This window comes from Streptomyces malaysiensis subsp. samsunensis (assembly GCF_024519315.1).
Lineage (GTDB): Bacteria > Actinomycetota > Actinomycetes > Streptomycetales > Streptomycetaceae > Streptomyces > Streptomyces malaysiensis.
Genome location: NZ_JANIIC010000005.1, coordinates 208,062 through 233,170, shown reverse-complemented (window position 1 = coordinate 233,170; position 25,109 = coordinate 208,062). Strand labels below are relative to the sequence as shown.

The 25,109-nt window shown below is 71.9% G+C and carries 23 protein-coding genes and 3 pseudogenes; 11 read left to right on the top strand and 15 right to left on the bottom strand.

Going from position 1 to position 25,109, the window contains the following annotated elements; genetic code table 11:
- Positions 1-101: 101 nt before the first annotated feature.
- Complete coding sequence (locus NQU54_RS06885) at positions 102-1,127, bottom strand: alpha/beta hydrolase (RefSeq protein ID WP_257630262.1); 1,026 nt, start codon at positions 1,125-1,127, stop codon at positions 102-104.
- Between the two features lie 62 nt (positions 1,128-1,189).
- Complete coding sequence (locus tag NQU54_RS06880) at positions 1,190-1,507, bottom strand: putative quinol monooxygenase (RefSeq protein ID WP_257630301.1); 318 nt, start codon at positions 1,505-1,507, stop codon at positions 1,190-1,192.
- 145 nt (positions 1,508-1,652) lie between these two features.
- Between NQU54_RS06880 and NQU54_RS06875 the strand changes: the two genes are divergently transcribed.
- Both NQU54_RS06875 and NQU54_RS06870 read left to right on the top strand, forming a co-directional pair.
- On the top strand, positions 1,653-2,561 hold the full coding sequence (locus NQU54_RS06875) for an AraC family transcriptional regulator (protein WP_257630261.1): 909 nt from the start codon (positions 1,653-1,655) through the stop codon (positions 2,559-2,561).
- A gap of 201 nt (positions 2,562-2,762) precedes the next feature.
- Positions 2,763-3,512, top strand: coding sequence for an SDR family oxidoreductase (locus tag NQU54_RS06870; RefSeq protein WP_257630260.1), 750 nt, complete (start codon positions 2,763-2,765; stop codon positions 3,510-3,512).
- A 119-nt stretch (positions 3,513-3,631) separates the two neighbouring features.
- On the opposite strand, the pseudogene NQU54_RS06865 reads toward NQU54_RS06870, so the two are convergent.
- Positions 3,632-3,823 (bottom strand): annotated as a pseudogene (locus tag NQU54_RS06865) (CGNR zinc finger domain-containing protein); the annotation flags it as partial.
- Here NQU54_RS06865 and NQU54_RS06860 point away from each other — a divergent pair.
- Positions 3,812-4,167 (top strand): annotated as a pseudogene (locus tag NQU54_RS06860) (MBL fold metallo-hydrolase); the annotation flags it as partial. The pseudogenes NQU54_RS06865 and NQU54_RS06860 sit on opposite strands and share 12 nt — an antisense overlap.
- Before the next feature lie 101 nt (positions 4,168-4,268).
- Here NQU54_RS06860 and NQU54_RS06855 read toward each other — a convergent pair.
- The 8 genes from NQU54_RS06855 to NQU54_RS06820 form a co-directional block, all read right to left on the bottom strand.
- Positions 4,269-5,444, bottom strand: coding sequence for an RNA polymerase sigma factor (locus NQU54_RS06855; protein WP_257630300.1), 1,176 nt, complete (start codon positions 5,442-5,444; stop codon positions 4,269-4,271).
- Positions 5,441-5,860 carry a YciI family protein gene (locus NQU54_RS06850; protein ID WP_257630259.1) on the bottom strand — a complete coding sequence of 140 codons (420 nt, stop codon included), beginning with the start codon at positions 5,858-5,860 and terminating at the stop codon, positions 5,441-5,443. Before NQU54_RS06850 ends, NQU54_RS06855 begins: the two co-directional genes overlap by 4 nt.
- Positions 5,861-6,008: 148 nt before the next feature.
- On the bottom strand, positions 6,009-7,112 hold the full coding sequence (locus NQU54_RS06845) for a 2-hydroxyacid dehydrogenase (protein ID WP_372505809.1): 1,104 nt from the start codon (positions 7,110-7,112) through the stop codon (positions 6,009-6,011).
- 75 nt (positions 7,113-7,187) lie between these two features.
- On the bottom strand, positions 7,188-7,802 hold the full coding sequence (locus NQU54_RS06840) for a histidine phosphatase family protein (RefSeq protein WP_257630258.1): 615 nt from the start codon (positions 7,800-7,802) through the stop codon (positions 7,188-7,190).
- A complete protein-coding gene (locus tag NQU54_RS06835) occupies positions 7,799-8,587 on the bottom strand; it encodes an FGGY-family carbohydrate kinase (RefSeq protein WP_306278423.1) in 789 nt (262 codons plus the stop codon). Before NQU54_RS06835 ends, NQU54_RS06840 begins: the two co-directional genes overlap by 4 nt.
- Before the next feature lie 78 nt (positions 8,588-8,665).
- On the bottom strand, positions 8,666-9,640 hold the full coding sequence (locus NQU54_RS06830) for a glycoside hydrolase family 64 protein (protein WP_257630257.1): 975 nt from the start codon (positions 9,638-9,640) through the stop codon (positions 8,666-8,668).
- A gap of 308 nt (positions 9,641-9,948) precedes the next feature.
- Positions 9,949-11,232 (bottom strand): MFS transporter, encoded by a 1,284-nt coding sequence (locus NQU54_RS06825; protein ID WP_069861756.1) that lies wholly within the window; start codon positions 11,230-11,232, stop codon positions 9,949-9,951.
- A gap of 104 nt (positions 11,233-11,336) precedes the next feature.
- Positions 11,337-12,125 (bottom strand): DeoR/GlpR family DNA-binding transcription regulator, encoded by a 789-nt coding sequence (locus NQU54_RS06820; RefSeq protein WP_079256771.1) that lies wholly within the window; start codon positions 12,123-12,125, stop codon positions 11,337-11,339.
- A gap of 136 nt (positions 12,126-12,261) precedes the next feature.
- Between NQU54_RS06820 and NQU54_RS06815 the strand changes: the two genes are divergently transcribed.
- The 5 genes from NQU54_RS06815 to NQU54_RS06795 are packed head-to-tail and all read left to right on the top strand — an operon-like array spanning position 12,262 to position 17,666.
- A complete protein-coding gene (locus NQU54_RS06815) occupies positions 12,262-12,930 on the top strand; it encodes an HAD family hydrolase (protein ID WP_079152868.1) in 669 nt (222 codons plus the stop codon).
- Positions 12,931-12,935: 5 nt separating this feature from the next.
- Positions 12,936-14,006 (top strand): 2-hydroxyacid dehydrogenase, encoded by a 1,071-nt coding sequence (locus tag NQU54_RS06810; RefSeq protein WP_147966527.1) that lies wholly within the window; start codon positions 12,936-12,938, stop codon positions 14,004-14,006.
- Positions 14,003-15,463, top strand: coding sequence for an FGGY-family carbohydrate kinase (locus tag NQU54_RS06805; protein ID WP_257630256.1), 1,461 nt, complete (start codon positions 14,003-14,005; stop codon positions 15,461-15,463). Before NQU54_RS06810 ends, NQU54_RS06805 begins: the two co-directional genes overlap by 4 nt.
- Complete coding sequence (locus NQU54_RS06800; protein WP_257630255.1) at positions 15,460-17,205, top strand: dihydroxyacetone kinase family protein; 1,746 nt, start codon at positions 15,460-15,462, stop codon at positions 17,203-17,205. The genes NQU54_RS06805 and NQU54_RS06800 overlap by 4 nt, the downstream gene beginning before the upstream one ends.
- A complete protein-coding gene (locus NQU54_RS06795) occupies positions 17,202-17,666 on the top strand; it encodes a ribose-5-phosphate isomerase (protein ID WP_167500469.1) in 465 nt (154 codons plus the stop codon). The genes NQU54_RS06800 and NQU54_RS06795 overlap by 4 nt, the downstream gene beginning before the upstream one ends.
- A gap of 110 nt (positions 17,667-17,776) precedes the next feature.
- Here the strand turns inward: NQU54_RS06795 and NQU54_RS06790 are convergent, their stop codons facing one another.
- Both NQU54_RS06790 and NQU54_RS06785 read right to left on the bottom strand, forming a co-directional pair.
- The gene (locus NQU54_RS06790; protein ID WP_102933904.1) at positions 17,777-18,748 is read right to left on the bottom strand and encodes a glycoside hydrolase family 16 protein; all 972 of its coding nucleotides are present in this window, start codon (positions 18,746-18,748) and stop codon (positions 17,777-17,779) included.
- A gap of 450 nt (positions 18,749-19,198) precedes the next feature.
- A complete protein-coding gene (locus tag NQU54_RS06785; protein WP_257630254.1) occupies positions 19,199-19,891 on the bottom strand; it encodes a carbon-nitrogen hydrolase family protein in 693 nt (230 codons plus the stop codon).
- A gap of 218 nt (positions 19,892-20,109) precedes the next feature.
- On the opposite strand from NQU54_RS06785, the gene NQU54_RS06780 reads away from it, so the two are divergent.
- Positions 20,110-20,586: a hypothetical protein gene (locus NQU54_RS06780; protein ID WP_257630253.1), complete on the top strand. Its 477-nt coding sequence runs from the start codon at positions 20,110-20,112 to the stop codon at positions 20,584-20,586.
- 35 nt (positions 20,587-20,621) lie between these two features.
- Positions 20,622-22,811, top strand: coding sequence for an NB-ARC domain-containing protein (locus NQU54_RS06775; RefSeq protein ID WP_257630252.1), 2,190 nt, complete (start codon positions 20,622-20,624; stop codon positions 22,809-22,811).
- Positions 22,812-22,832: 21 nt separating this feature from the next.
- Here the strand turns inward: NQU54_RS06775 and NQU54_RS06770 are convergent, their stop codons facing one another.
- The gene (locus NQU54_RS06770; RefSeq protein WP_257630251.1) at positions 22,833-23,849 is read right to left on the bottom strand and encodes an alcohol dehydrogenase; all 1,017 of its coding nucleotides are present in this window, start codon (positions 23,847-23,849) and stop codon (positions 22,833-22,835) included.
- A 176-nt stretch (positions 23,850-24,025) separates the two neighbouring features.
- Here NQU54_RS06770 and NQU54_RS50000 point away from each other — a divergent pair.
- Positions 24,026-24,511, top strand: a pseudogene (locus NQU54_RS50000) (TetR/AcrR family transcriptional regulator); the annotation flags it as partial.
- A gap of 83 nt (positions 24,512-24,594) precedes the next feature.
- On the opposite strand, the gene NQU54_RS06765 reads toward NQU54_RS50000, so the two are convergent.
- Positions 24,595-25,077, bottom strand: coding sequence for an Lrp/AsnC family transcriptional regulator (locus NQU54_RS06765; protein WP_257630250.1), 483 nt, complete (start codon positions 25,075-25,077; stop codon positions 24,595-24,597).
- Positions 25,078-25,109: the final 32 nt, after the last annotated feature.

The window sequence follows — 25,109 nt, the reverse complement described above, 5'->3', positions numbered from 1 at the left end:
GCGGCGCCTGACACAGAACGTTGTACGGCCCGTCGGCCGATCCATGTACCTCGGCGGCCCGTGGCGCGGGAAATACGTCATGCTCGTGCCTGGAACGCCGATCATGCGCCAGGTGGACGAGGCGAACCGCCGTGGTGAGCCGCCGTGGCCTTATGCGGGGAGTCCGCGGACAGGAGCCGGGCCAGCCAGTCGGTGCGGGTCCGGCGGGCCGTGGCCGAGATGCGAGCTTGTGGGAAACCGGCGTCGAAGCCGTGGAAGCCACCCGCCCAGACATGGAGTTCGGCCTGGCCGCCGGCCGCCCAGATACGGGTGGCGTAGTCGGTGTCCTCGTCGCGGAAGACCTCGGCGGAGCCGGTGTCGATGTAGGTGGCCGGCAGGCCCGAGAGGTCATCGGCCAGCGCGGGGGAGACATACGCGGGCACCGCGTCATCGGTGAGGTCGCCGAGGACACAGGACCAGCCGAACGCGTTCATCTCACCGGTCCAGACGCCGGGCACACCGGAGTACTGACGGCTGGAGGTGGTGGTGTTGCGGTGGTCGAGCATGGGGCAGATCAGCATCTGCGCGGCGATGGCCGGGGTGCCGCGGTCGCGGGCCAGCAAGGTGACACCGGCCGCCAGACCACCGCCCGCGCTGATGCCGGCGACGACGATCCGGTGGGGATCGATGCCCAGGTCTTCCGCGTGCTCGGCGACCCAGAGCAGTCCCTGGTAGCAGTCCTCGACGAGGGCGGTGCCGGTGAACTCCGGCGCGAGCCGGTGGTCCACGGAGACCACGACCGCGCCGAACTCGTCGAGCCACTCCAGCGGGATGTCGATCTGCGAGAAGCGGTCGCCCATGACCATCCCGCCGCCGTGTATCCAGTAGACGCACGGTGCGGCGGTGGTGCGGCCGGTGGTGGCGGCGTTCGCGGGGCTGAGGACCGACAGGGGAATCGGGGCACCGTCCTTGGCGGGCACGGTGAGCTCGCGCCGGTCGGCCTGCCGGTGTGCGAGGAGGTCCTCGACGGGGGTCGAGGGCAGCTGGCGTAGTTGGGCGAGGATTTCCGGGCTGAGCTGGGACATCAAGGGCGTGTCGGCCAGGAGTTCGCGCAGTTCGGGGTCGAGGGCGGGGCGGGTCGTGGTCATGGTCGTCGCCTTTCGTGGGTGGGGTGGAGCGGGGTCGGCGGGCCGGGGTTCGGGCCGGGGCCTCAGAACGCGGCCTTGCCGCGGACCGGTACGTAGTCGGTGTAATCGGACTCCTTGGCCAGCAGTCCGCCGATCCGCGCCACGATGGCCTGGGCGGCCGCACCGGCGAAGATCCGGTGGTGGTCCTCCTCGCTGGTCCAGCCCTCGGTGACATGGACGACGTCGGGGTCGGACGCGGACCGGGAGACGAGGTAGACGACGCAGTGTTCGCTCGCGCCGGGGCTGCCCTCGTCCAGCCCGGTCAGCAGCAGGTCGATCAGCTGGTCGCCCATTCCGGGCCTGGCGGTCAGGGTGGCGTTGAAGCCATAGGCGGGGATCATGGAAATCCTCTTCTCGGTGGGGGAGTGCGATGACTCCATTCAACCGAGCTGACCTGCGGAAACGTTAGAACGATGCTCGCTTTGACTTGCACGATCCTCGCAGGTACGGGAGACGTGGCGCGCTCAATGGTGCTGCAATGGACGCATGTACCTCGAAGAGCTCCGCACTCTGCTGGCCCGGCACGCCCGCCCCGACTGGACCACCGCCATCGACGGCGTGCTCATCTCGGAGGTCGACCGGCCGGACCCGCCGGAGCCCTCCATGACCGGCACGGTGCTCGCGGTCATCGCCCAGGGCTCCAAACGGCTCGCGCTGGGCGACCGGGTGTACGAGTACGGTCCTGGGCAGTACCTGGTCGCATCCGTCGACCTGCCCGTCACGGGGCAGTTCACCCAGGCCGACCCCGAGCGGCCGGCCCTCGGCTTCGGCCTCATGCTGGAGCCGTCCGCCGTCGCCGAACTGCTGCTGGAGGCCGGTCCCGGAGACACCCCGCGCTCCGGCGGAGGCACTCCGTCGGGGATCGCCGTCAGTGACGTATCCCCCGCGCTGCTCGACGCGGTGATCCGGCTGCTGCGCCTGCTCGACGAACCCCATGACCGGGCCGTACTGGCGCCGATGGTCAAACGCGAGATCCTGTGGCGCCTGATGACCGGTGAGCAGGGGGCGACGGTCCGGCAACTCGGCCTGGCCGACAGCAGTCTGAGCCATGTCTCCCGGGCCGTGCGCTGGATCCGCGAGCACTACGCGCAGCCGTTCCGGGTCGAGGACGTGGCCCGTAGGTCCGGCATGAGCGTGTCCGCCTTCTACCGCAACTTCCAGGCGGTGACCGCGATGAGCCCCATCCAGTTCCAGAAGCAGATCCGGTTGCAGGAGGCCCGGCTGCTGCTGGCCACCCATCCGAACGATGTCACCGGGGTCGGCCAGCGCGTCGGCTACGACAACCCGTCGCAGTTCAGCCGGGAGTACCGCCGCCAGTTCGGCGCGCCCCCGAGCCGGGACGCGGCCCGGCTGCGGGGGGACACCGTACCCGCTCCCGTGGGGGTCCTGCCCTGAGCCGAGCCGAGCCGAGCCGGACTGAGCCGGACCGAGCCGAGCTGAGCGGAGCCGAGCCAGTGGGAGGATCGTGCAAGGGGAAGCGAGGATCGTTCTATCGTTTCCGCAGGTCGGAGCGGTGCAATGGGATCACGAGTTCTTCCGTGGGGCAGGAAAGTGCCTGTCCTTCCGCGGATCCCATCACATCGCGAGGGCCACACCATGAAGACAGTCCTGATCACCGGTACCTCCTCCGGGTACGGGCGGGAGACCGCCCTCCATTTCCACTCGCAGGGGTGGAACGTCATCGCCACGATGCGGACGCCGCGGCCGGGTGACTTTCCCGAGTCGGACCGGTTCCGCGTCGTCGCGCTCGATGTGACCAAGCCCGAGAGCATCGCCGCCGCGTTCGAGACGGCGGGGCCCATCGACGCCCTGGTCAACAACGCGGGCATCCCGTCGATGGGCGTGTTCGAGGGCACCCCCATGGCCCGGGTGCGGGAGGTTTTCGAGACCAACACCTTCGGTGTGATGGCGATGACCCAGGCGGTGCTGCCCCAGTTCCGCGAGCGTGGCTCCGGCGTGGTGGTCAATGTGACCTCCAGCGTGGTGCTGGGACATATGCCGCTCACGGCCGTCTACAAGGCGAGCAAGATGGCCATCGAGGGGTTCACCTCATCCCTCGCGCTCGAGCTCGCGCCCTTCGGCGTACGGGCGAAGACGGTCGAACCGGGCGCCTGTCTGACGACGAACTTCGGCGCCAGGGCGACGAACGGCGCCCCGATGGACGAGCTGGTCCCGGAGGCTTACGCGGCGTTCACGAAGAAGGCCATGGACGACTTCATGCGCCAGGACGTGTTCACCAAGGAGAGCGACGTCGCGGAGACGGTGTGGCGAGCCGTGTATGACACGACCGGCCAGCTGCGATTCCCGGCGGGTCCCGACGCGGTCGCGCTCGACCAGGCGAAGTGAGCGGCCGGCGGGCAGCAGACAAGGTGACGCCGCACTGATTGATCTCATGAGCCGGCCCCGCGCATACGCACGGGGCCGGCTCGCCGTTCGTGCCGCCCGGCCCGGGTCCGACCGCGGCGTCATACGGAGTGGGTGCGGCGGGCGTAGGCGCGGGCGGCGCGGGCGCGGTCGCCGCAGCGGGTGGAGCACCAGTGGCGGCGGCCGTGGCGGAGCAGGTAGCGGTTGCACGGGGTGGAGCCGCAGGCGGTGAGGCGGTCCGCGGCGGGGCCGGTGAGCAGATCGGCGGCGTCCGCGGCGAGGGTGGCCAGGGCGTCGTACTGCTCTCGCACGACGAGCACCCCGACAACCTCGACGACTCCGGCCGGGCCCTGCTCGCCGACGTCCCCCTCACCCTGACCACGCCCGGCGGCGGCGAACGCCTGAGTGAGGGTCTGGGGAAGAAGGTCAGGGGCCTGGCCGACTGGGAGCCCATCGCACTGGACTCGTGCTGAGCAGCGCCCAGGCGGCCGAGGCCGCCCATATCCTCGACGCCGACCGGGTGGCTCCCGTCCACTACGACAGCTGGGCCCACTTCACCGAGGGCCGCGATGACCTGGCGGCCGCCTTCACCGCCGCCCGTCTGGCCGACCGCCTGGACTGGGGCCGGGAGAACTGACGAACCGTCGTCATGGGAGAAGCGGGCTCGCGGTCGGCGTCACACTGCCGAACAGCCCGATCTCCTTGCCCGGCCGCTGTTCAGGGTCCGGGCGTGGCCCGTCAGCCACGCAGCCGGGTGTTGAGGCGGGCGGCCTGGCGGGTCAGGTGGTCGCGTTCGGCGAGGTTGGGTGCCTTCCGGGCCGCCTCGGCGTACAGCCGTGCCGCCGTCGGCAGGTCGCCGTCGCGCTCATGGAGGTACGCCGCCACCGCGGTGTGGCGGGGCAAGGGGTGTCCCCTGCCCGAGGAGGTCGGGGAAGAGTCGTCCAGCGCCGCGAGCGCCGCCAGCCCGGCGCGCGGGCCGTCGGCCTCGCCGACGGCCACCGCGCGGTTGAGCCGCACGACCGGGCTGTCGGTCAGGCGGGTGAGCTCGTCGTACCACTCGACGATCTGTACCCAGTCGGTCTCCTCGGCGGTGGGCGCGTCGGCGTGGAGCGCCGCGATGGCGGCCTGGGCCTGGAACTCGCCCAGCCGGTCGCGGGCGAGGGCCGCCTGGAGGATCTCGACGCCCTCGGCGATCGACCCGGTGTCCCACCGGCCGCGGTCCTGCTCGGCGAGCGGCACCAGGCTGCCGTCGGGTGCGGTCCGGGTGGCGCGCCGGGCGTGGTGGAGCAGCATGAGGGCGAGCAGCCCGGCCACCTCGGGGTGGTCGATCGCGGCCGTGAGCTGCCGGGCGAGCCGGATGGCCTCGGCGGCGAGGTCCACATCGCCGGAGTAGCCCTCGTTGAAGACCAGGTAGAGGACGCGCAGCACGGTGGCCACGTCGCCGGGCTGATCGAACCGCACACCGGAGACGGTGCGCTTGGCCCGGCTGATGCGCTGCGCCATGGTCGCCTCGGGCACCAGGTACGCCTGGGCGATCTGCCGGGTGGTGAGCCCGCCGACGGCGCGCAGCGTGAGCGCGACCGCGGACGACGGCGTCAGCGACGGGTGGGCGCACAGGAAGTAGAGCTGGAGCGTGTCGTCCACCGCGGCCGCGGGTCCGGGCGGCGGTTCCTCGTCGACCAGGTCCTCACGCCGGCGGCGGGCGGCGTCCGCCCGGGTCGCGTCGAGGAACCGGCGCCAGGCCACGGTGATCAGCCAGCCCTTGGGGTCCCGCGGGGGGTCGGCCGGCCAGACGCGGACCGCCTCGACCAGCGCGTCCTGCACGGCGTCCTCGGCCGCCGCGAAGTCTGTTCCGCGGCGGACGAGGATTCCGAGCACCTTCGGCGTGAGGCTCCTCAGCAGGGCCTCGTTCATGAATGAGGACACTCGCTGATGGTGGGCGGCGCGGCCAGGAACGGGCGCAGCTCGAGCCACTCGTGGATCGGCTTCCCGCCCGCCCCGGGGGCCGCCGACAGCTCCCCGGCCAGTTCGACGGCGCGCTCGTAGCTGTCGACGTCGATCACCATCCAGCCCGCGATCAGGTCCTTGGTCTCGGCGAACGGACCGTCGGTGACCGGCGGGCGCCCCTCACCGTCGTACCGGACCCACGTCCCCTCGGGGGCGAGCGCCTGACCGTCGATGAACTCGCCGGTCTTCTCGAGCCGGGCCGCGAAGTCGTTCATGTACCGCATATGCGCCGTGACCTCTTCCGGCGCCCACTGGTCCATCGGCACGTCGTTGACCGCTGCCGGGGCGCCGCGGTAGTGCTTGAGCAGCAAGTACTTGGCCATGGTGGTTCTCCTCGGTGCTGGTGCGACCCATTGTGGTCGCATTCACCACGGGGACGGAGCCGCTCACGGGTTCTCGACATCGCCGCCGGAATTTTTTTTGGGGCACCGTGGTCGCGGACGCCCCGGTGGCCTCTGAAGGCGGCGGGGCTCAGCGGGCGGCCTCGGGGTTGGCGCAGTGGGCGAGTGGTTCGCCGCGCAGATAGCGGGCCACCTCCGCGGCCACGATCCGGGCGGCCTTGTGGGCGACCTCGCGGCTGGCGCCGGCGATGTGGGGGGTCAGGACGATGCCGGGTGTGGACAGCAGCCGGGAGCCGGCCGGGACGGGTTCGGCGGGGTGGACATCGAACCCCGCGCCGCCCAGATGCCCGCTCTCCAGGGCGTCGCACACCGCGTCATAGTCGACGAGCGCGCCCCGGGCGCAGTTGACCAGCACCGCTCCGCGCGGCAGGGACGCGATCCGGGCGCGGCTGATCATTCCGCGGGTCTCGTCCGTCACCCGGGCGTGGAGGGAGACGATCCGGGAGCGGGTCAACAGCTCCTCCAGTGACACCAGCCGGGCCACCCCCGCCACCGCGTCGGGGCGTATGTACGGGTCGTGTACGAGGACGGTGGCGCCCATGGCCGCCAGGGCGCGGGCGACCCGGGAGCCGACGGCACCGAAGCCCACCAGCCCGACGGTCGAGCCGTCGATCTCGATACCGCAGTTGCCGTAGTCGTAAGTGTCGCCCCGCCAGGTGCCCCGCTTGAGGTCGGTGTGAACGTCGGCGACGCCACGGGCGGCGGCGAGGATGAGGGCGAGGGTGTGCTCCGTGGTGGCCACCGCGTTACGGCCGGGCGCGTAGCAGACGGCGACGCCGTGGCGGGTGGCCGCTTCCAGGTTGGCGTTGACCGGTCCACCGCGGCTGACGCAGAACAGTTCGAGGTCGGGACAGGCCCGGAGGACGCGTTCGGTGAGCGGGGCCATCTGCGTCACACAGATCCGGCTCCCGCGCAGTACCTCGATGATCTCCTCCTCGCCGCCGGACGCCTCGTCGCCGGTCGCCTCGTCGCCGGTCGCCTCGTCGCCGGTCGCCTCGTCGCCGGTCGCCTCGTCGCCGGTCGCCTCGTCGCCGGTCGCCTCGCCGACCTCGTCGACCTCGTCGACCTTGCCGAACGGTGTGTGCGGCCAGGGCAGCCGCAGCTCACGGATCTCGAGTTCGCCGTCGCCGGGGACGGCGTTCCGCAGCTCCTGGGTGAGCAGTCGGGGCAGCACGAAATGGTCGCCTGCGGCGAGGACGGTGGTGGGCGCGGTGGGACTCCGGGGAAAGGGGGACCAGTGGAAAGAGGGTCAGTCGGGGGCCACCGCCGCGGCGTTGAGCCGCAGCAGCGACGCCCGGTCGCCAAGAAGGCGCAGCTCGGTCAGCGCGCCGTTCTCAAGCCGGGGAAACACCTGGCGGTAGTGGGCGAGCGGGATGCCGAGCAGCTCGCACAGGACGAGGCGGACGAGAGTGGAGTGGGCGACGACCAGGACCCGGCCATCGGGCGATTCCCGCTGGATTTCGGTCAGGCAGGCGATCGCGCGGGCGGCGGCCGCCGCCGGGTGCTCACCGCCGGGCAGATGGTGGGCGACCGGATCGGCCAGGAACGCGTCCAGCTCCGCCGGGAAGCGCTCCCTCATCTCCGCCCGGGTCAGCCCCTCGCCACGACCGAAGTCCACCTCGTACAGCCGCTCATCGACGCGCGGGGTGAGGCCGAGCGCCGCGGCGGCGGGCCCGGCGGTGAGCCGGGCGCGGGACAGCGGTGAGCTGAGCACCGCGTCCAGCCGCCGGCCCGCGGCCCAGGCACCGAGCGCGGCGGCCTGCTTGTGCCCGAGTTCGGTCAGCGGCACATCGGTGCGGCCCGCGTAGCGGTTCTCCGCATGCCACACGGTCTCCCCGTGCCGTACGAGGACGAAGTCGGTCACCGGTCGGCCTTTCTGTGGGCGTGGGCCGCCACTCGCGGCTCCAGCCAGCCGCGGTGGACCAGTTCGTCGACGAAGCCGAGGTAGCCGGGAAGCAGCCGTTCGGTACGGGAGGAATCGGGGCGCAGCTCGATTCCGGTTCGCACCATGGAGGCGGCGGCCTGCTCCAGCGTGACGCCCGAGGCGGTGGCGGCGAGCACCGCCATGCCGACGGCGCTCCCGCCCTGCGCAGGCAGGGTCACGCTCCGGCCGAGGAGGTCGGCGCGCAACTGCGACCAGTAGCGGTTACGGGCGCCGCCGCCGGTCAGGCTCAGCGGTCCGTCGACGGGCGCGCCGATGTGATCCAGGTGGTCGAGGCAGAGCCGCTCCACACAGGCCACACCGAGCAGACAGGCGTGGAACTCCTCGGCCGCACCGGTCGGTTCGCCCAGGACGAAGGGGCGCGCGTCGGGCGCGCGGAACGGGAAGCGCTCACCGCGTTCGCCGACGAGCGGGTAGACGACCGCGGTGGAGCCGGTCGCGGCGGCCCGCTCGGTGAGGGCGTCGAGGTCGGCGCCGGGAAAGCGGCGGGTCAGCACCCCGGCGCCGCTGCTGGAGGCACCGCCGGGCAGCCAGCTGCCGCCGGGCCCGCGGTGGCAGTAGACCACTCCGGCGGGGTCGCGCACCGGACGGAGGGCGGCGCCCTTGAGGACCAGGGTGGTGCCCAGCACCGAGTTCCAGGCGCCGGGGCTGAGCGCGCCCGCCCCGATCTGTGCCGCGCAGCCGTCGGTCGGTGAGACAAGCCTCATCCCATCCGATGGCCGAAAACGCGGCACCCGCCGGGCGACTGCCTGGCGGGCACCGGGTGGTGGGGACGGATCAGCGGGTCACCAGCCGACGGCGACCGCGAGGTACTGCGGATCGCCGTGCGAGACGAAGGACGACTGCCCCGCGAAGTCGTCGTACGGGAAGCCGTAGGAGAGCTTGTCGATGGAGTGGTCGTGCCAGAACTTGGCGTAGTAGTTCGCCGGTGCGTCCTGGTAGTACTTGCTCGGATCAGACCACTGGTCCTCGGGCAGTTGGGCCACGTGCCGGTTCAGCGCGGAGCACTTGCCCGCCTCGTTGGCCAGCACACCGGCGCAGCCGAAGATGTCGGACGTGGGCGCGTCGATGCCGACCGTCTTGGCGTAACTGCTCATGTAGTCCGCGTACTTGCCGCCCTCCCGGAAGTCGGGCACGCTGCCCGGCGCGAGGATCCGGTAGGGCTTCTCGACCTCGGTCAGCGATGCGAACTCATCCGGCACCGCGTCGGCGAACTTCTTCCAGGTGGCGTCCCGGTCCTCCTGGAACGTCTCGTAGTCCTCGCCGACCTGTGCGTCGAAACCGTCGTGGGCGTGCAGTCGCATCGCCAGCTTCAGCCCGAAGGCGTCGACCCGGGTGGTGTTGCCGTTGAAGACGTCGTCGCCGACGGTGAACTCGATGAAGTCGGCGTACTTGCTGTCGGGCGAGCCGAGGTGGAAGTACATCCGGCCCGCGGAGTTCGCCGGCATGTCGAGCGTGGACTGCTCGGCGATCGAGTGCGTTTCGTTGTTGAAGGTCCAGTAGACCTGGTCGTCCGGGTACTTTCCGTTCGTCCGGTTGAGGACCTGGACGGTGAGGACATTCTTCGCGGGCGGGATGGAACTCGTGTCGCCCCAGAAGGAGTCCGGCGGCTGACCTTCCGCCCGGCCGCTGACATGGTCGGCGGCGGTCGCCGGCGCGGTGCCGGTGAGCGAGCAGAACGTGGCGAATGCCAGCGCGGCGGCGGCGATGAGGCGGGTGGCGCCTCGACGCCGGAGTAGCGGCCGTGCGGTGGGGGGCATGGCTCTCTCCTGATGTGGGGGGTGGGGCCGGGCAAGCGGTCACCGCCGGGCGGCGACCGTTGTCCGGCCTTGCCGAGCGCTCCCGCGCGGGCCGCTGGGCTGCGGGCGGGTGAGAGCGCTCTCTCGAAGAGTTGTCGCGTTTCATGTCCTTGTCAAGAAGTCTGTCTTCAAGAGATGAAGGTGCGCTGGCCAACCGCCCGAACGCATAGGGCCGATGGGCACGGCGCCGGAACCGCGAGGGGCCCCGGCCGGCCGGGGCCCCTCGCGGTTCCGGCCGACCGGCGCGGGGGCACCCGGCAGCGCGGGGCTCAGGCGGAGGTGGCGGTCGGGGCCGCGCCGGTCCGGTGCTCCTGACCGCCCGTCGAGTCCGGGACGGGCTGCCCGCCGCCCTGCTCTCCGGGCAGCTTCAGCAGAAGGGTCAGCACGAGGGCGACCAGGTAGAGGGCGAGGAAGATCACGGTGACTCCGCCGGCGCCGACGAGGGGGAGGAAGAGGCTGGCGATGGCCGGGCCGACGAAGGCCGCGCCGCCCGCGCCCAGGTTGAGCAGGGCCATCGAACCGCCCTTGTTCTCCGGCGCCATGGACGGGATGAGCGCCGAGATGGGGACGAATCCCGCGAGCGTCGCCCCGTAGAACATGCCCGCGAGCACCGCGACCCAGTAGTAGTCCGGGCCGAGCCAGGTCGGTACGAAGTACAGCGTCGTGACGCTGATCGCACAGCCCAGCGCGCCGAAGCCCGCGATGGTGGTGCGCCAGCCGATGCGGTCGGAGAGGACACCGAAGATGAGGTTGAAGAAGATGTTCGTGCCGTAGATGATCGCCAGCAGCTGGAGCCACTTGTCCTCGCCGAATCCGACGTCGTCGGAGAAGATCCGCGGCAGATACACCAGCATGCCGAACTCCGGGGCCGTGTTGATGATCCGGACCAGGCAGCCCACCAGCACCCGCGGATGGGTCCAGATGATGGAGACGGAGTTGAGCAGGCTCTCACCGGTGGTGACCTCCGGCGGTGCCATCCGGTCACCGCCGGGCCTCCGCCGGGCGCCGACCAGGGCGATGGCGCCGCCGATGAGGATGAGGACGAGTGCCGACCACAGCGTGCCCAGGCGGCCGAACGAGGGGATCGTCAGGCTCGACCACAGCGAGCCGAGGGTGGGCAGACCGCCCGTGAAGGCGAAGTAGAACCATCCCACCGCGGTGCCCAGCCGGGCCTGCGGTGCGGTGTTGGTGATCCATACGAGGAAGCCGAACGCGAAGAGCGGGTAGCCGAAGCCCCGGATGCCGTAGAAGAGCAACATCATCGGGTAGTTCTCGGTGCCCAGTGCGAAGAGCAGGTACGCGGCGTCGAAGACGGCCCAGATCACCAGGCCCGTCCACATCACCCGGCGCGGCCCCCACACCTGGCAGAGCGCGCCGGAGAACCACGACGCCAGCATGACGGCGATGCCGTACACGGTGATGACGTATCCGGCTCTTACGTCTGTTGCCGCGCCGTGGTCGGCCATATACGGGGCGATGAACCCGGATTCGACACCATCGCCGATCATGAAAAGGAGCACGCCCAGATAACCCAGGACCAAGGGTTTCGGCATCGCTACCTCCACTCTGAGGTGAGGACGGAGTACGACCGCAGATACTCAAGCGAGCCGAGAGAAATATCAAGGGTCCTGGTAAAAATAACGATGATCAGTGATAACTACTCGGTCTCGACGACCCTCACATCCGTGAGCTCGCGCATCTCCCGCACCAGCTCCTCGTCCACCGGACCGGTCAGCAGAACGTGGTCGAAGGAGTCCACGCTCTCCAGCCGGTGCAGTGCGCGCCGGCCCACCTTGCTGTGGTCCATGAGCAGCACGCTCCGCGCGCCCGCCTGCCGGGTCGCCCGCTTGATGCTGACGATCTCCTGCTCCTGGTGGAAGGTCATGCCCGCGGTCATCGCGGAGGTGGAGAGCACGCTCAGATCGGCGGAGATGCCGCTGATCATGTCCATCGCCGGCAGGCCGATCCATGAGTCATGGGTGCGCGAGTACTCGCCGCCCACACAGATCAGCCGGATGCCCTCGGCCCCCCTCAGCTCCTCGGTGATCAAGCGGTAGTTGGTCACCACGGTCAGCGGCCCCACCTCGGGCAACAGCCGCGCCAGGGCCAGTGCCGAGGTCGAGTCGTCCAGCATCACCGACATCCCCGGGGCCACGAACGGCAGGGCGGCGCGGGCCAGTGCCCGCTTCTCGCCGGCGTGCGAGTGCAGCCGGAAGTCCGAGCTGGACTCGAAGACCATCGAGGGCTGTGCGGAGACGCCGCCGTGGTACTTGCGCAGGATGCCGCGGTCCGCCAGTTCGGCGATGTCCCGGTGGACCGTCATCAGGCTGACGCCGGTGAGCTCGACCAGTTCGGCCACGGTGGCGTCCCCCTGGGCCAGAACATGATCGACGATCAGTTGGTGTCGCTGCTGCCGCGCACCGCGCGACGACGGGGGAGTAGTCATGCCCACCATCCTGCCGTGTTTGTTTCTCACATAGAACCAGTGACAACTCACGCTGCTACTGTTAATTTCGCTGTGACGGGCACCGCCCGGTGCTCCGTCCAGCCAAGGATCATCAGCCAGGAGATCAGGGGTACGCATGGCCGACGCAGTGGTCTTCGACATGGACGGCGTGCTGGTCGAGAGCGAGCATCTGTGGGAGGAGCTGTGGGCCGCCTACGCCGCCGCCCGCGGCCGCGCATGGGGCCCGGAGCAGACACGCGACGTCCAGGGGATGAGCGCCCCCGAGTGGGCCGCCTACCTCACCCGGTTCTGTGCGGCGGGTGACCCCGCCACCAGCACCGAACGAGAGGTCGTGGACGGTATGGTCCAGGCCCTGGCCGACGGCCGCATCGGCCTGTTGCCCGGAGCGCGGGAGATGATCACCGCCACCGCCGAACTCGCACCCGTGGCGCTCGCCTCCTCCGCACCGCGCCGGGTGATCGACGCCGTTCTCGTCCACCACGGTGTCGACCACCACTTCAAGGCGACCGTCTCCAGCGCCGAGGTGGAGCGCGGAAAGCCGAGCCCGGACGTCTATCTGGCCGCCGCGCGCGCCCTCGGCGTGGCCCCGGAGCGCTGTCTGGCGGTGGAGGACTCCAGCAACGGACTGCGCGCCGCAGCGGCCGCCGGGATGACCGTCGTGGCCATCCCCAATCCGCAGTACCCACCCGCCGAGGACGCCCTGGCCGCCGCCGCTTACCGTTCCTCGGACCACCATGCCGTCCGTGACTTCCTGCTCAGCAGGCTCGAGACCCGAGGGGAGTGACCGACATGACCACGGTCCTGGTAGCCGGCGACGACTTCATCGCCCCCGACCTCTTCTCCGCTGCTCTGCGCGAGGGCCTGCCCGCCGCCGGGCTGAGCTTCCGCACCATGCGCACCCGCTGGCCGAACGAGCCCTTCGGTCCGGTGGGGGCCGACGGGCAGGGCAACGGCGGGGTCAAGGAGGCCAGCGGCACCGAGGAGCAGGTGCTGGAGGCGCTCGGTGACGCGAGTGTCGCCCTCACCCAGATGGCGCCCTTCACCTCCCGTGTCATCCGCGAGTCCCCCGGTCTGAAGTTCATCGGGGTGGCCCGCGGCGGCCCGGTCAACGTGGACCTGGCCGCGGCCACCGCCGCCGGGATACCCGTCACCTTCACCCCGGGCCGCAACGCCGCCGCTGCCGCCGAATTCGCCGTCGGCCTGATCCTCGCCGCCATGCGCCGCATCACCCACGCCGACGCGGCCCTCAAGGAGGGCATCTGGCGTGGCGACTACTACGCGTACGACAACGCGGGTCTCGAGCTCGACGGCGCCACCGCCGGCCTCGTCGGCTACGGGGCCATCGGCTCGATCGTCGCCCGTGTGCTGCGCGCCTTCGGTGCCCATGTCCTCGTCTCCGACCCGTACGCGGATCCGGCCCGGGCCTACGCCGACGGTGTCGAGCTCACCGGCCTGGAGGACCTGCTGCGGCGCAGCTCCGTGGTGAGCCTGCACGCCCGTGTCACACCCGAGACCCGGCATCTGCTGAACGCCGGCAACCTCGCGCTGCTGCCCGAGGGCGCCGTCCTGGTCAACTCCGCCCGCGGGGAACTGCTCGACTACGCTCCGCTGCCCGGTCTGCTGGAGTCCGGCCGGCTCGGCGCGCTCGCCCTCGACGTCTACGACATCGAGCCGCCCCCGGCCGACTGGCCGCTGCACAAGGCCCCCAACGTCATCACCACGCCCCATCTGGCGGGCGCCACCCGGCAGACCGCCGACCGGGCCGCCCTGATCACCGCCGCCGAGGCCGCCCGCTTCCTGCGCGGCGAGCCGCTGCGGCACGTGGCCAATCCGGAGGTGCTGACCGGGGGCCGGCCATGATCGTCGGAGTCGACATCGGCACCTCGGTCACCAAGGCCCAGCTGATCTCCCGCGACGGCCGGACCACCCCCGCGCACGAGGCCCGCAGCACCGTCTACACCCTGCCGGGACAGCGCGTCGAGCAGGACCTGGACGACGTGGTGGGCACCGTGGAGACTGTCGTACGGGCGGCGCTCGGCGACGCCGCGCAGCTGGGCGGCGAACCGGTCGAGGCCCTGGCCCTCACCGGGCAGGGCGACGGGCTGTGGCTGCGCGACGCCAAGGGCGCCCCGGTCGGCCGCGCGCTGTCCTGGATGGACGGCCGGGCCGCGGACCGGGTCGACCGCTGGGCCGCCGACGGCACCCTGCACGCCCTGCACCGGCGCACCGGTGTCGGCCTGTTCCCCGGCTCCGCCGCGCCCCTGCTGGCGCATCTGGCCGAACACGAGCCGGAGCGGCTGGCGGCGGCCGAGGTCGCCGGATACTGCGTGGACGCCGTCGTGCAGCGGCTGACCGGTGCCGTCACCGTCGATGTCTCCGACGCCTCGCAGCCGTTCCTCGACGTCGCCACCCGCACCTACGACGAGACCGCGCTGGAGCTGTGCGGACTGTCCGCACACCGCCGGCTGCTGCCCGATCCGGCGCCGTCCGGCACCCTGCACCGGCTGCTGCCCGACGCCGCCCGGCGGCTCGGCCTGCCCGCGGGGCTGCCGGTCTCCGCCGGTCCGTTCGACATCCCGGCCTGCGCCTTCGGCTCGGGAGTGGCCGAACCGGGCGAGGGCAACCTCATCATCGGCACCACCCTCGCCGCCCAGGTCCTCGACACCGAGCCGCGCCCGGCCATGGCCGAGGACCCGGCCGGGATGGTGCTGGCGACCCCGTACGAGAACCGGTACCTGCGGGTCATGCCCGCCATGATCGGCACCGCGGGCCTGGACTGGCTGCTGAAACTGCTCGATGTGAAGATCGAGGCGCTGGACGCGCTGCTCGTCCAGTCCCCGCCCGGCGCCTCGGGCGTCACCGCGCTGCCCTTCCTGTCCACCAGTGGCGAGCGGGCGCCCTTCGTCGATCCGCGGGCCCGTGGCCGGTTCGACGGGCTCTCCCCGCTGGCCGGCCGTGCCGACCTGGTGCGGGCGCTGTGCGAGGCCGTCGCCTACTCGGCCCGGCACTGCATGGAAACCCTCGGCGTCACCGGCACCGTCACCGCCTGCGGCGGCGGTGCCCGCTCCGGGGAGTGGGCGCGCGTCTTCGCCGGTGTCCTCGGGGGCGACCTGGAGGTCTGCGACGACGCCGTGGGCATCCGCGGCGCTGCCCATGTCGCCTGGCGCTCCCTGGGCACGCAGGTCGACCCCGGCGCCTGGCGCGCCCGGCTGCGCACCGTGACCGCCGAGCGCGGGCTGATCGACCACTACGCCGAGGGCTACGCCGCCTACCGCCACGCCCTCGACCTCGCACGCGAAGGCTGGAGCACGCAATGACCAGGCTCTTCAACGACCCCGCCCGGTTCGCCGACGACATGGTCACGGGGTTCGCCGCCGCCCATCCCGACCATGTCCGGGCCGTGCCCGGCGGTGTGGTGCGCGCCCGCCCCACCCGCACCGGGAAGGTGGCCGTCCTCACCGGCGGCGGCTCCGGCCACTACCCCGCCTTCTGCGGTGTCGTCGGCCCCGGATTCGCCGACGGCTCGGTCATCGGCGATGTCTTCACCTCCCCGTCGGCCGCCCGCGCCCGCTCGGTCGCCGAGGCGGCACAGGCGGGCGGCGGTGTCCTCTTCCTCTTCGGCAACTACGCCGGGGACGTGATGAACTTCGGCCTCGCGGCACGGCAGTTGGCGGACGACGGGATCCCCGCCCGCTGCTTCGCCGTCACCGACGACATCGCCTCCGCCCCCGCCGGCCAGACGGCCCGGCGGCGCGGCATCGCGGGCGGCTTCGTCGTCTTCAAGACCGCGTCGGCGGCGGCCGAGGAAGGCGCCTCCCTCGACGAGGTCGTGCGCGTCGCCGAGCTCACCAACGCCCGTACCCGCACGCTCGGAGTGGCCTTCGACGGCTGCACCCTGCCGGGCGCCGGCGAGCCGCTGTTCACCGTCCCCGAGGGCCGCCTGGGCCTCGGGCTGGGCATCCACGGCGAACCGGGGGTGAGCGAGGACACCCTGGGCACCGCGGAGGACCTGGCCCGCGCCCTGGTGACCGGGCTGCTGGCGGACCGGCCCGCCGGTACGGACGGCGAGGGGCGGGTCGCGGTCGTCCTCAACGGCCTCGGCGCCACGAAGTACGAGGAGCTGTACGTGCTGTGGGGCGCCGTGGCCCGGCTGCTGGACGAGGCGGGCCTCACCCCCGTACGCCCCGAGGTCGGCGAACTCGTCACCAGCCTCGACATGGCCGGTTGCTCCCTGACCCTGAGCTGGCTGGACGACGAGCTGGAACGCCTGTGGCTCGCACCGGCCGACACCCCCGCCTTCCGCCGGACACCACCGGCGGAACCCCCGGTGGACGGCGCCGCCGTACGGCCCGCCGCGGCCCCGCGCCGCCAGGCCCGGTCCGCCGCCACGGCCTCCGGCGCCGCGGTCGAGGTCGCCGAGCTGGCCGTCCACGCCCTGCGCGCCGCCCGCGACGTACTGCACCGGGACGCGGAGGCCCTGGGCCGGCTGGACGCGGTGGCGGGCGACGGCGACCACGGCCGTGGCATGTGCAAGGGCGTCGACGCGGCACTGTCGGCCGCCGAAAAGGCACACACCGACCGGCTCGCCCCGGCGGCGGTGCTGGCCGCCGCCGGAGATGCCTGGGCGGCGGAGGCCGGTGGCACCTCGGGCGCGCTGTGGGGGGTGGCGCTGCGCGCCATCGGCGCCGCACTGCCGGCCGACCGGGCGCCGGGCCGCGAGGAACTGGCGTCGGCCGCCGCGGCCGCGCTCACCGCCGTCACCTCGCTCGGCGGCGCCGAAGTGGGCGACAAGACCCTGGTCGACGCGCTCGCGCCGTTCGCCACCGGCTTCGCGGCGCGGCTGCGGACCGGAGCCCCGGTGTCCGAGGCGTACGCGTCCGCCGCCGCCGAAGCCCGTACGGCCGCCGAGAACACCGCGGGGCTGCGCCCCCGGCTGGGCCGCGCCCGTCCCCTCGCCGACCGCAGCGTGGGCACCCCCGACCCCGGAGCCACCTCACTCGCCGCGGTACTGACCGCCGTGGCCACCCTCCGCGCGACGACAGGAAGCGAACCCGTATGACCACCGCCAACGCGTTCCGGATCGTCGTCGGCTGTGACGACGCCGGCTACGACTACAAGGAAGCGCTCAAGAAGGATCTGCTGGCCGACCCACGGGTCGCCGAGGTCATCGACGTCGGTGTGGGCAGCGACGAGCACACCGCCTACCCGCATGTCGCGGTGGAAGCGGCCCGCCGGGTCGCCGAAGGCAGGGCCGACCGCGCCCTCCTGGTGTGCGGCACCGGCCTCGGCGTGGCCATCAGCGCCAACAAGGTGCCCGGCATCCGCGCGGTCACCGCCCATGACACCTATTCCGTGCGCCGCTCGGTCCTCAGCAACAACGCCCAGGTGCTCTGCTTCGGCCAGCGCGTCATCGGCCTGGAACTCGCCCGTGCGCTCACCGACGACTGGCTCGCGCAGCGCTTCGACGAGACCTCCCCGTCGGCCGAGAAGGTCGCCGCCATCCGCAGTTACGAGGGCTGATCGAGGAGGCCGGGAGCTGACCGCGGTGGGCCGGAACGGCGGAGGAGGGCGGGGTATGGACCCCGCCCTCCTCCGTCTCCTCACCTACCGGTGACCTACCGGAGAGGCCGCTACTTGCTCACCTTGACGGAGAACCAGTCCACGCTCATTCCCTCACCGGAGGTGGTGTCCTCCGCGGGTGAGGTGCAGCCGCAGACCTTGTTCGGGTAGGAGCCGCCGACCGCCACATTGAAGATGGCGAAGAACCCGTGGTCGACCGCCTTCTTCCAGGTCTCGGCGGACACCTGGTCCTGCTTCACCGTGAAGGTCTCCTTGCCGTCGCGGTAGAAGCGCAGTTGCTCGGCGGAGGTGTCGGTGCGATCCACGATCACGGAGTACGTGTGGTAGTCGGTCTGACAGCCGTCGCACGGCAGCAGGTCGCTGGAGATTCCGTCCGGGTCGTGGCACTCACCGGCCCACTCCCCGCAGTGGAAGGTGTGCGAGTGCTTGTTCAGCCCGTTGACGGCCTCCATGATGTCCAGCTCGCCGATGCTCGGCCAGTTGGTGGCCCCGACCGGGCGGGCGTCGGCGCCCATGGCCCAGAAGGCGGGCCAGATTCCGAGGGCCTTCTCCGGGTTGGGCTGCTTGAGGGACGCGCTGATCTCCAACTGCCCACCGGCCGGGGCCTCGAAGTCGGTGCGCTGGGTCTCCACCCGGCCGGAGGTCCACTTTCCGGAACCGTCACGGATCGGCTTGATCACCATGTGACCGTCACCGTCGTGGTAGACGTTGTCGGTCGAGTCCGTGACCGACTCGATCTCCCCGGTGCCCCAGTTCGGGGCGCCGCCCGGGTAGCCGGTGCCAATGTCGTACAGCCAGTCGGCCTTGTTCAGACCGGTGCCCGCCGCGCCGTCGAAGTCGTCCTGGAAGACGGTGGTCCATTCGGCGGCGGCGGGCTCGCCCGCGGCGGCGTTGGAGGACGCGCTGAGAGCCAGCAGTCCGGTCAGCGGAAGCGACAGGGCGGCCAGGAGGGCCAGAACGCGTCGTCGGCGGCGGGGGCGCGCGGCGTCCGCCGTCGTATCTGAGGAAGTGATCCTGAACATGTGGGGGGCTGCTTTCGTTCGACGGAGTTCCAGTGACGAGGTGTACGAGCCCCCGTAGCCCGCTCCTGGCGTGGGGGTGGTGGGAGTCTGGGCTACGGGAACTCGGGCACGGGGAACTGAGCGAGCGCAATCAGGTCGAGAGAGCGCTCACACGGAACGACTGTCTTGGACCTCGCCCCCGCCGGTCAAGAGTCGTGCAGGGTTCACGACTTGAACGAAGGTCCTTCGCATGACCGCGATCACGCGGCGGTATCGCCCTCCCCACTTCAGAGTTGGAGGCAGGGGCGAGGGGGCCGCGCCCTCAAAGGCCAACTCTTGACGGCGCGCCACACCGCCATGAGATGGCGTTCCCTCTTGAATATGACGACTTATCGCTTTGTTGAGAGAGCGCGGGAAACAGCGGAGCGGATCGGTCGGAGACACGGCTCCCGCGGCCTTTCCGGCTCGGGCTCATGTGACGAGGACGGCCCGCGCGATCTCATCGGGGACGGTGCCCGTCCCGGCGATCAACTCCCCGTCCGCGGACCAGATGCCCGAACGGCCCGACGTACGGTCGAAGCCACCACCGGTCGGCCCCGCGAAGGCCGCCATGGCGACCCACACCCCATGGTCGGCGGCGACCCGGCGGGCGCGCTCGCCGTGAACCTCGGCCTCGTGGTCGGCGTGGACCACCCCGGCCACATAGCCGTCCATGCCCAGCGCCGCCGTCCTCGCGGCGTGTTCGGGGATACCGGTGTCGCGGCATACGGCGAGCCCCAGCCGCCATCCGTCCACTTCCAGCACGGCGGGTTCCCCGGGCACGAAGCGGATGGCCTCACTGCTGTGCAGGCAGACCTTGCCGTAGACGACATGTGCGCCATCTCCGTCCACCGCCAGGATGCCGATGCGCGGACCGCCCACGGCCGCGCCGACCAGGGCGAGTGTCCGGGACTCGGCGCACGCGGCGACGATCGGGGCCGGCCGTTCATCGTCCGGGGCGACCGGCGTCGCGTCCAGTTCGTACCCCGTCAGCGACATCTCGGGGAAGACCACCACCCGCGCGCCCGCGGCCCTGACGGCCTCCGCGTGCGCCGCCGCGTTGGCCGCCACGTCATGAGCCACGCACCTCGGCTGCGCCACCGCGATGCTCAACGGCCGCGTCACGCTGAACTCCCCTCGTCGAGCCGCACGATCAGCCTATCCACGGCAGGCGGACGGACACGGCCGGTGTGGCCGGGACGAGGCCGGAACCCACCGCGGGCGGCAACCGGTGGCGCACACGGTACGTGTTCCCTCGTGACGCTGTGCGGACGCCGGACGCGGCGTTACCGTGCGATGGGATCGACGGGATCGACGGATTCTGGCGAGGGGGAGGAACGGGGATGCTGGAGCAGGCGTTGACGGCGCTGGCCGCGGCGGGCGGGACCGCGGTGGCGCAGGCCGCGGGTACGGAGACGTGGACCGCGCTGCGGCAGGCGGTGGCACGCTGGTTCGGCCGGGGCGACTCCCGGCGCGAGCGGGCGGAGCTGGAGCGCCTGGACCGGACCGCGGGCGAGCTGGAGACCGCGGAGGCGGCCGTGGCCGAGCGGGCGCGCATCCGTCAGGAAGCGGCGTGGCAGGCCCGTATCGAGGCCGTTCTGGAAAGCCTGGACGACACCGAGCGGGCCAGGGCCGCCGAGGAACTGCGTGCCCTGCTGGCCCGGCACACCCGCAGTGGCGGGGCGTCGACCGGTCGGGGCGGGCTGGCCGTCGGCGGCGATGTGGACATCCGCGCCGAGCGGGGCTCGATCTCGGCCGGTGTCATCCACGGAGGTGTGCACATCGACCGCCCTCCGGCGCCGGAGCCGTCCCAGGGCTGAACGGACCGGCGGCCACCCCAAGCCCACCGCCCCCCGTGGGCGGCGATACGCCGAAGACCATCACAGTCCACGCCGCCCACGGCGGCGTGGCGATAGGCGGCGCCGACCAGGTCAACTATTACGCGTCGGCTCGGGAGCCCGCCACCTGGCCGCATCAGGTCGGTGTGATCCCGTCCCGGGCCCAGTCCTTCCAGCACCGCGCCGAGGCGGAGCGGCTGCGGGCGGCGGCCGACGACGGCGGCACCGCCGTACGGGGCCAGATCCTGACCGGTATGGGCGGGGTGGGCAAGACCCAGCTCGCCGCCGACCACGCGCGCACCGCGTGGCAGGACGGCAATCTGGACGTACTGGTCTGGGTCGCCGCGAGCACCCGCCCGGCGGTGGTGGCCGGATACGCCCAGGCCGGTGTCGAGTTGTGCGTGGCCGATCCCGGCGATCCCGAGCGGGCCGCGCGCACCTTCCTGGCCTGGCTGGCCCCGAAGGCCGGGGCGAGGCCGTGCCGGTGGCTGATCGTCCTGGACGATGTCGCCGACCCCGGCGATCTGCGCGGGCTGTGGCCGCCCGCCGGTCCCTACGGCCGGACCCTGGTCACCACCCGCCGCCGCGACGCCGCCCTGACCGGAGAGGAGCGCCACCGGATCGAGGTCGGCCTGTTCACCGAGGCCGAAGCCGTCGCCTACCTCACCACGTCCCTGGCCGCCCACGGCCGCCACGAGCCCGAGGGCGGGCTCACCGCCCTCGCCGCCGACCTCGGCCATCTGCCCTTGGCCCTGTCCCAGGCGGTCGCCTACCTCATCGACTCCGGCGAGGACGTGGCCACCCACCGGTCCCAGCTGTCCGACCGTGCCACCCCACTCGCCGACACCACCCCCGACCAACTCCCGGACGAACAGGCCCGGCCGCTCGCCGCCGCCTGGTCCCTGTCCGTCGATCGCGCCGATTCCCTCCGCCCCTCCGGCCTGGCCCGGCCCATGCTCCGCCTGGCCGCCCTGCTCGACCCCAACGGCATCCCGCAGACCGTCCTGACCAGCGAACCCGTCCTCGGCCACCTTCTCGAACACCGCACGCGTCAGGCCCCCACCGGGGAGTCGGAACCGGTCTCCCCCAGGGACGCGGTGCGCGTCCTGCGCGTACTGCACCGGCTGAGCCTCATCGATCACACCCCCGCCACACCCCACCAGGCGGTCCGTATCCACCAGCTCATCCAGCGCGCCACCCGGGACTCCCTCGCCCCCGAGCGGCATGACCGCCTCGCCCGCACCGCCGCCGACGCCCTCACCGCCGTCTGGCCGGACATCGAACGTGACACCTCCTCGGCACGGGCCCTGCGCGCCAACACCCGGGCACTCATCTCCCATGCGGAGAAGGCCCTGTTCGGCATGGACGGTGTGCACCCGCTGCTCACCCGGCTGGGCCGGAGCCTCGGCGCGGCGGGCCAGGCGGCGGCCGCCGCCGCTCACTTCCGGCATCTGGCCGCCACGGCCCTCGACCGGCTCGGCTCTGACCACCCCCATACCCTCGCCGCCCGGCGCGATCACGCCCGGTGGCGCGGCATGGCGGGGGACACCGACGGCGCCGCCGCCACCCTCGCCGAACTCCTGCCCGACGATCTGCGGGTGCTGGGACCCGATCACATCGACACCCTCATGACCCGGCACAACATCGCCGTCTGGCGGGGGACGGCGGGGGACGCCGCCGGGGCCGCCACCGCGCTGGCCGCCCGTCTGCCGGACTTCCTGCGGACGCTCGGTCCTGACCACCCCCGTACCCTCGGCGTCCGCCACAATCTGGCCCACTGGCGGGGCGAGGCGGGCGACGCGACGGGCGCCGCCGCGGCATTCACCGGGCTTCTGCCGGACTACGTACGCGTACTGGGACCGTACGACTCCCGCACCCTCATCACCCGGGCCCAACTCGCCCACTGGCGGGGCATGGCGGGGGACCCCGCCGGGGCCGCCACCGCCTTCGGCGAGCTTCTGCCCGACGATGTGCGGGTGCTGGGACCCGACCACGTCAGCACGCTCATCGCGCGGTACGGCCTGGCGCACTGGCGGGGCGAGGCGGGCGATCCGGCGGGCGCCACCGCGGCGCTCGCCGCCCTGCTGCCGGACTTCCTGCGGGTGCTGGGCCCGAACCACCCCCGCACCCTCACCACCGGATCCCAACTCGCCCACTGGACCCGACAGGCGCGGAACGGAACCGTCCGGCCGTCGACCGATCCCTGAACCTCGAGCGGGGGCGCGCCCTCAGACCCCGGCCTCCAGGACCGCGCGGAAGCGCGCCCCGCCGGAGAGCATGTGCTCATACGCCTTCGGGGCCTCGGACAGCGGGAACACCTCGATACGGGGCCTGATCCCATGGGCGGCGCTGAAGGACAGGTTGTCCTCGTTGTCGATCGGGGTGCCGGTGAGGTGGCCCTGGATCGTACGCGTGCCGAAGAGCAGCTCGCCGGTGTCCACCTGGATGGGGTCGGCCGCGGCACCGAGGACGATGAGCCTGCCGCGCGGGGCGAGCCCCGCCACCAGGGGGCTCATGGAGGCTCCGCTGGCGGCGGTCGCGATGACGGCGGACGCGCCACCGAGGTCCTGAAGGGCCTCGGCGACGTTCTGTTCGGTGCTGTCGATGTAGTGATGCGCCCCGAGCTGACGGGCCAGCGGCTCCTTCTCCCGGCCCCGGGCGATCGCCACGACCTGGTACCCGAGGCTGCGCGCGTACTGAAGGGCGAGGTGTCCCAGTCCGCCGATGCCCTGCACCGCGACCAGTGCGCCGGGACGGGAGTCGATCTGCTGGAGTCCCGAGAACGTGGTCAGTCCGGCGCACAGCAGCGGGGCCGCCTCGGCGGCCGGCACATCGTCGGGGATGCGCGCGAGTCCACTGGTCCGCGCGTAGACGACCTCGGCGTAGCCGCCGTCGGTCGTGGTCCCGGTCTGCGCCTGGTCGCGGCAGTTGACGAAGTCACCGCGTCGGCACGGTTCGCACTCCCAGCAGTGCCCGGCCAGGAAGCCGACGCCGACGCGCTCACCGATCCGCCAGGCGCCGACGCCCGGACCCACCGCGTCGATCACGCCGACGATCTCGTGCCCGGGCACGATGGGCCGCTCGGGGTCCACCCGCAGCCCCTCGGCGGCGAGGACGTCGGTGTGGCAGATGCCGCAGTACTCGACCCGCACCCTGACCTGATTCGGGGCGGGGTCGACCAGCTCCCGGTCGACGAGACGGAAGTGGCGGGTGCCGGTCACTTCGAATGCACGGTAGGTAGCCATGCGCTGCTCCTTGTGGTCGATTGCATGGATGGCATTCAATATGACCGACCATCTTAGATTTCCGCAACCCGCCCTCTCGCGGGCTGATCCGGCGACCGTCATCGGGCCCGGGGCGGGCCGGACGGGCGGACTTGACGGTCAACAAGACGACCGTTCATATTCTTTGCGGGGAAGAGATGCGAGGAGTCCGTATGCCCAGGCCGAGCGTTCGTGAGCAGTTGGTCGAGGCCGCGATGGAGTGCTTCCACGAGCGCGGCTTCAATGGCACGGGGATCCAGGACATCGCCCGTACGGCCGGCGTCCCCAAGGGGTCGGTGTACAACCACTTCGACAGCAAGGAAGCGCTCGCCGCCGAGGTCATGGACCGGTACGCGGTATCCTGCAAGATGGAGATGCTGCGCGACGAGACCCTCGCCCCCGTGCCGCGCATCCGGGCCCATTTCGAGTATCTCGCCGCGGACCTGGAGCGGTTCTCCTTCGAACGCGGCTGCCTGTTCGGGAACTTCGGGACGGAGCTCTCGAATCAGAGCGCGATGCTGCGCGGCAAGGTCGACACCGGTCTGCGTCTGTGGACCTCGGCCGTCACCGAAGTCCTCGAAGAGGCGCGCGCGGCGGGGGCGCTCGCGACCGCGCTCACCCCCGACCAGCTGGGGCGGTTCCTGGTGAACGCGTGGGGGGCGCGGTGCTGCGGGCGAAGGTGGTCGGCACTCGGGCCCCGTTGGACGGCTTCTTCGAGGTTTTCGACTCACTCGTCGCCTGAGGCACGGCGCAGCAGCGGGGTGAGGCGGTGCGGCACCAGTTCGCGCATGGCCAGGGCCGTCGTTGTGCGCTCGATACCGGGAACGGCGAGGATCTGGCCCGCGATCCGGTACAGGTCCTCCGCGTCCGCGGCGACCACCCGTACGAGCAGATCGGTCTCGCCGCTGAGGCCGAAGACCTCCACGACTTCGGCGATGTCCGCGAGTGCCTCGGACACCTCGGCCAGCCGGCGCTGATCGACCCGCGCGGTGACGAACGCGGTGAGCGGATGGCCCAGCGCGTTCGGGGTGATCCGGCGTTCGAAGGAGCCCAGCGCGCCGCTCTGCTCCATTCTGGCCACCCGGGCCTGGACCGTGTTGCGGGACAGTCCCAGCCGCTCGGCCAGGGCGACGACGGTGGCCCGAGGGTTGGCGGCGAGGGCGAGCAGGATCCGCGCGTCGGTGGCGTCCAGGTCTCGCTCACTGTTCATAGTGCTCAATCGATATCCCTCATCCGGCTCAG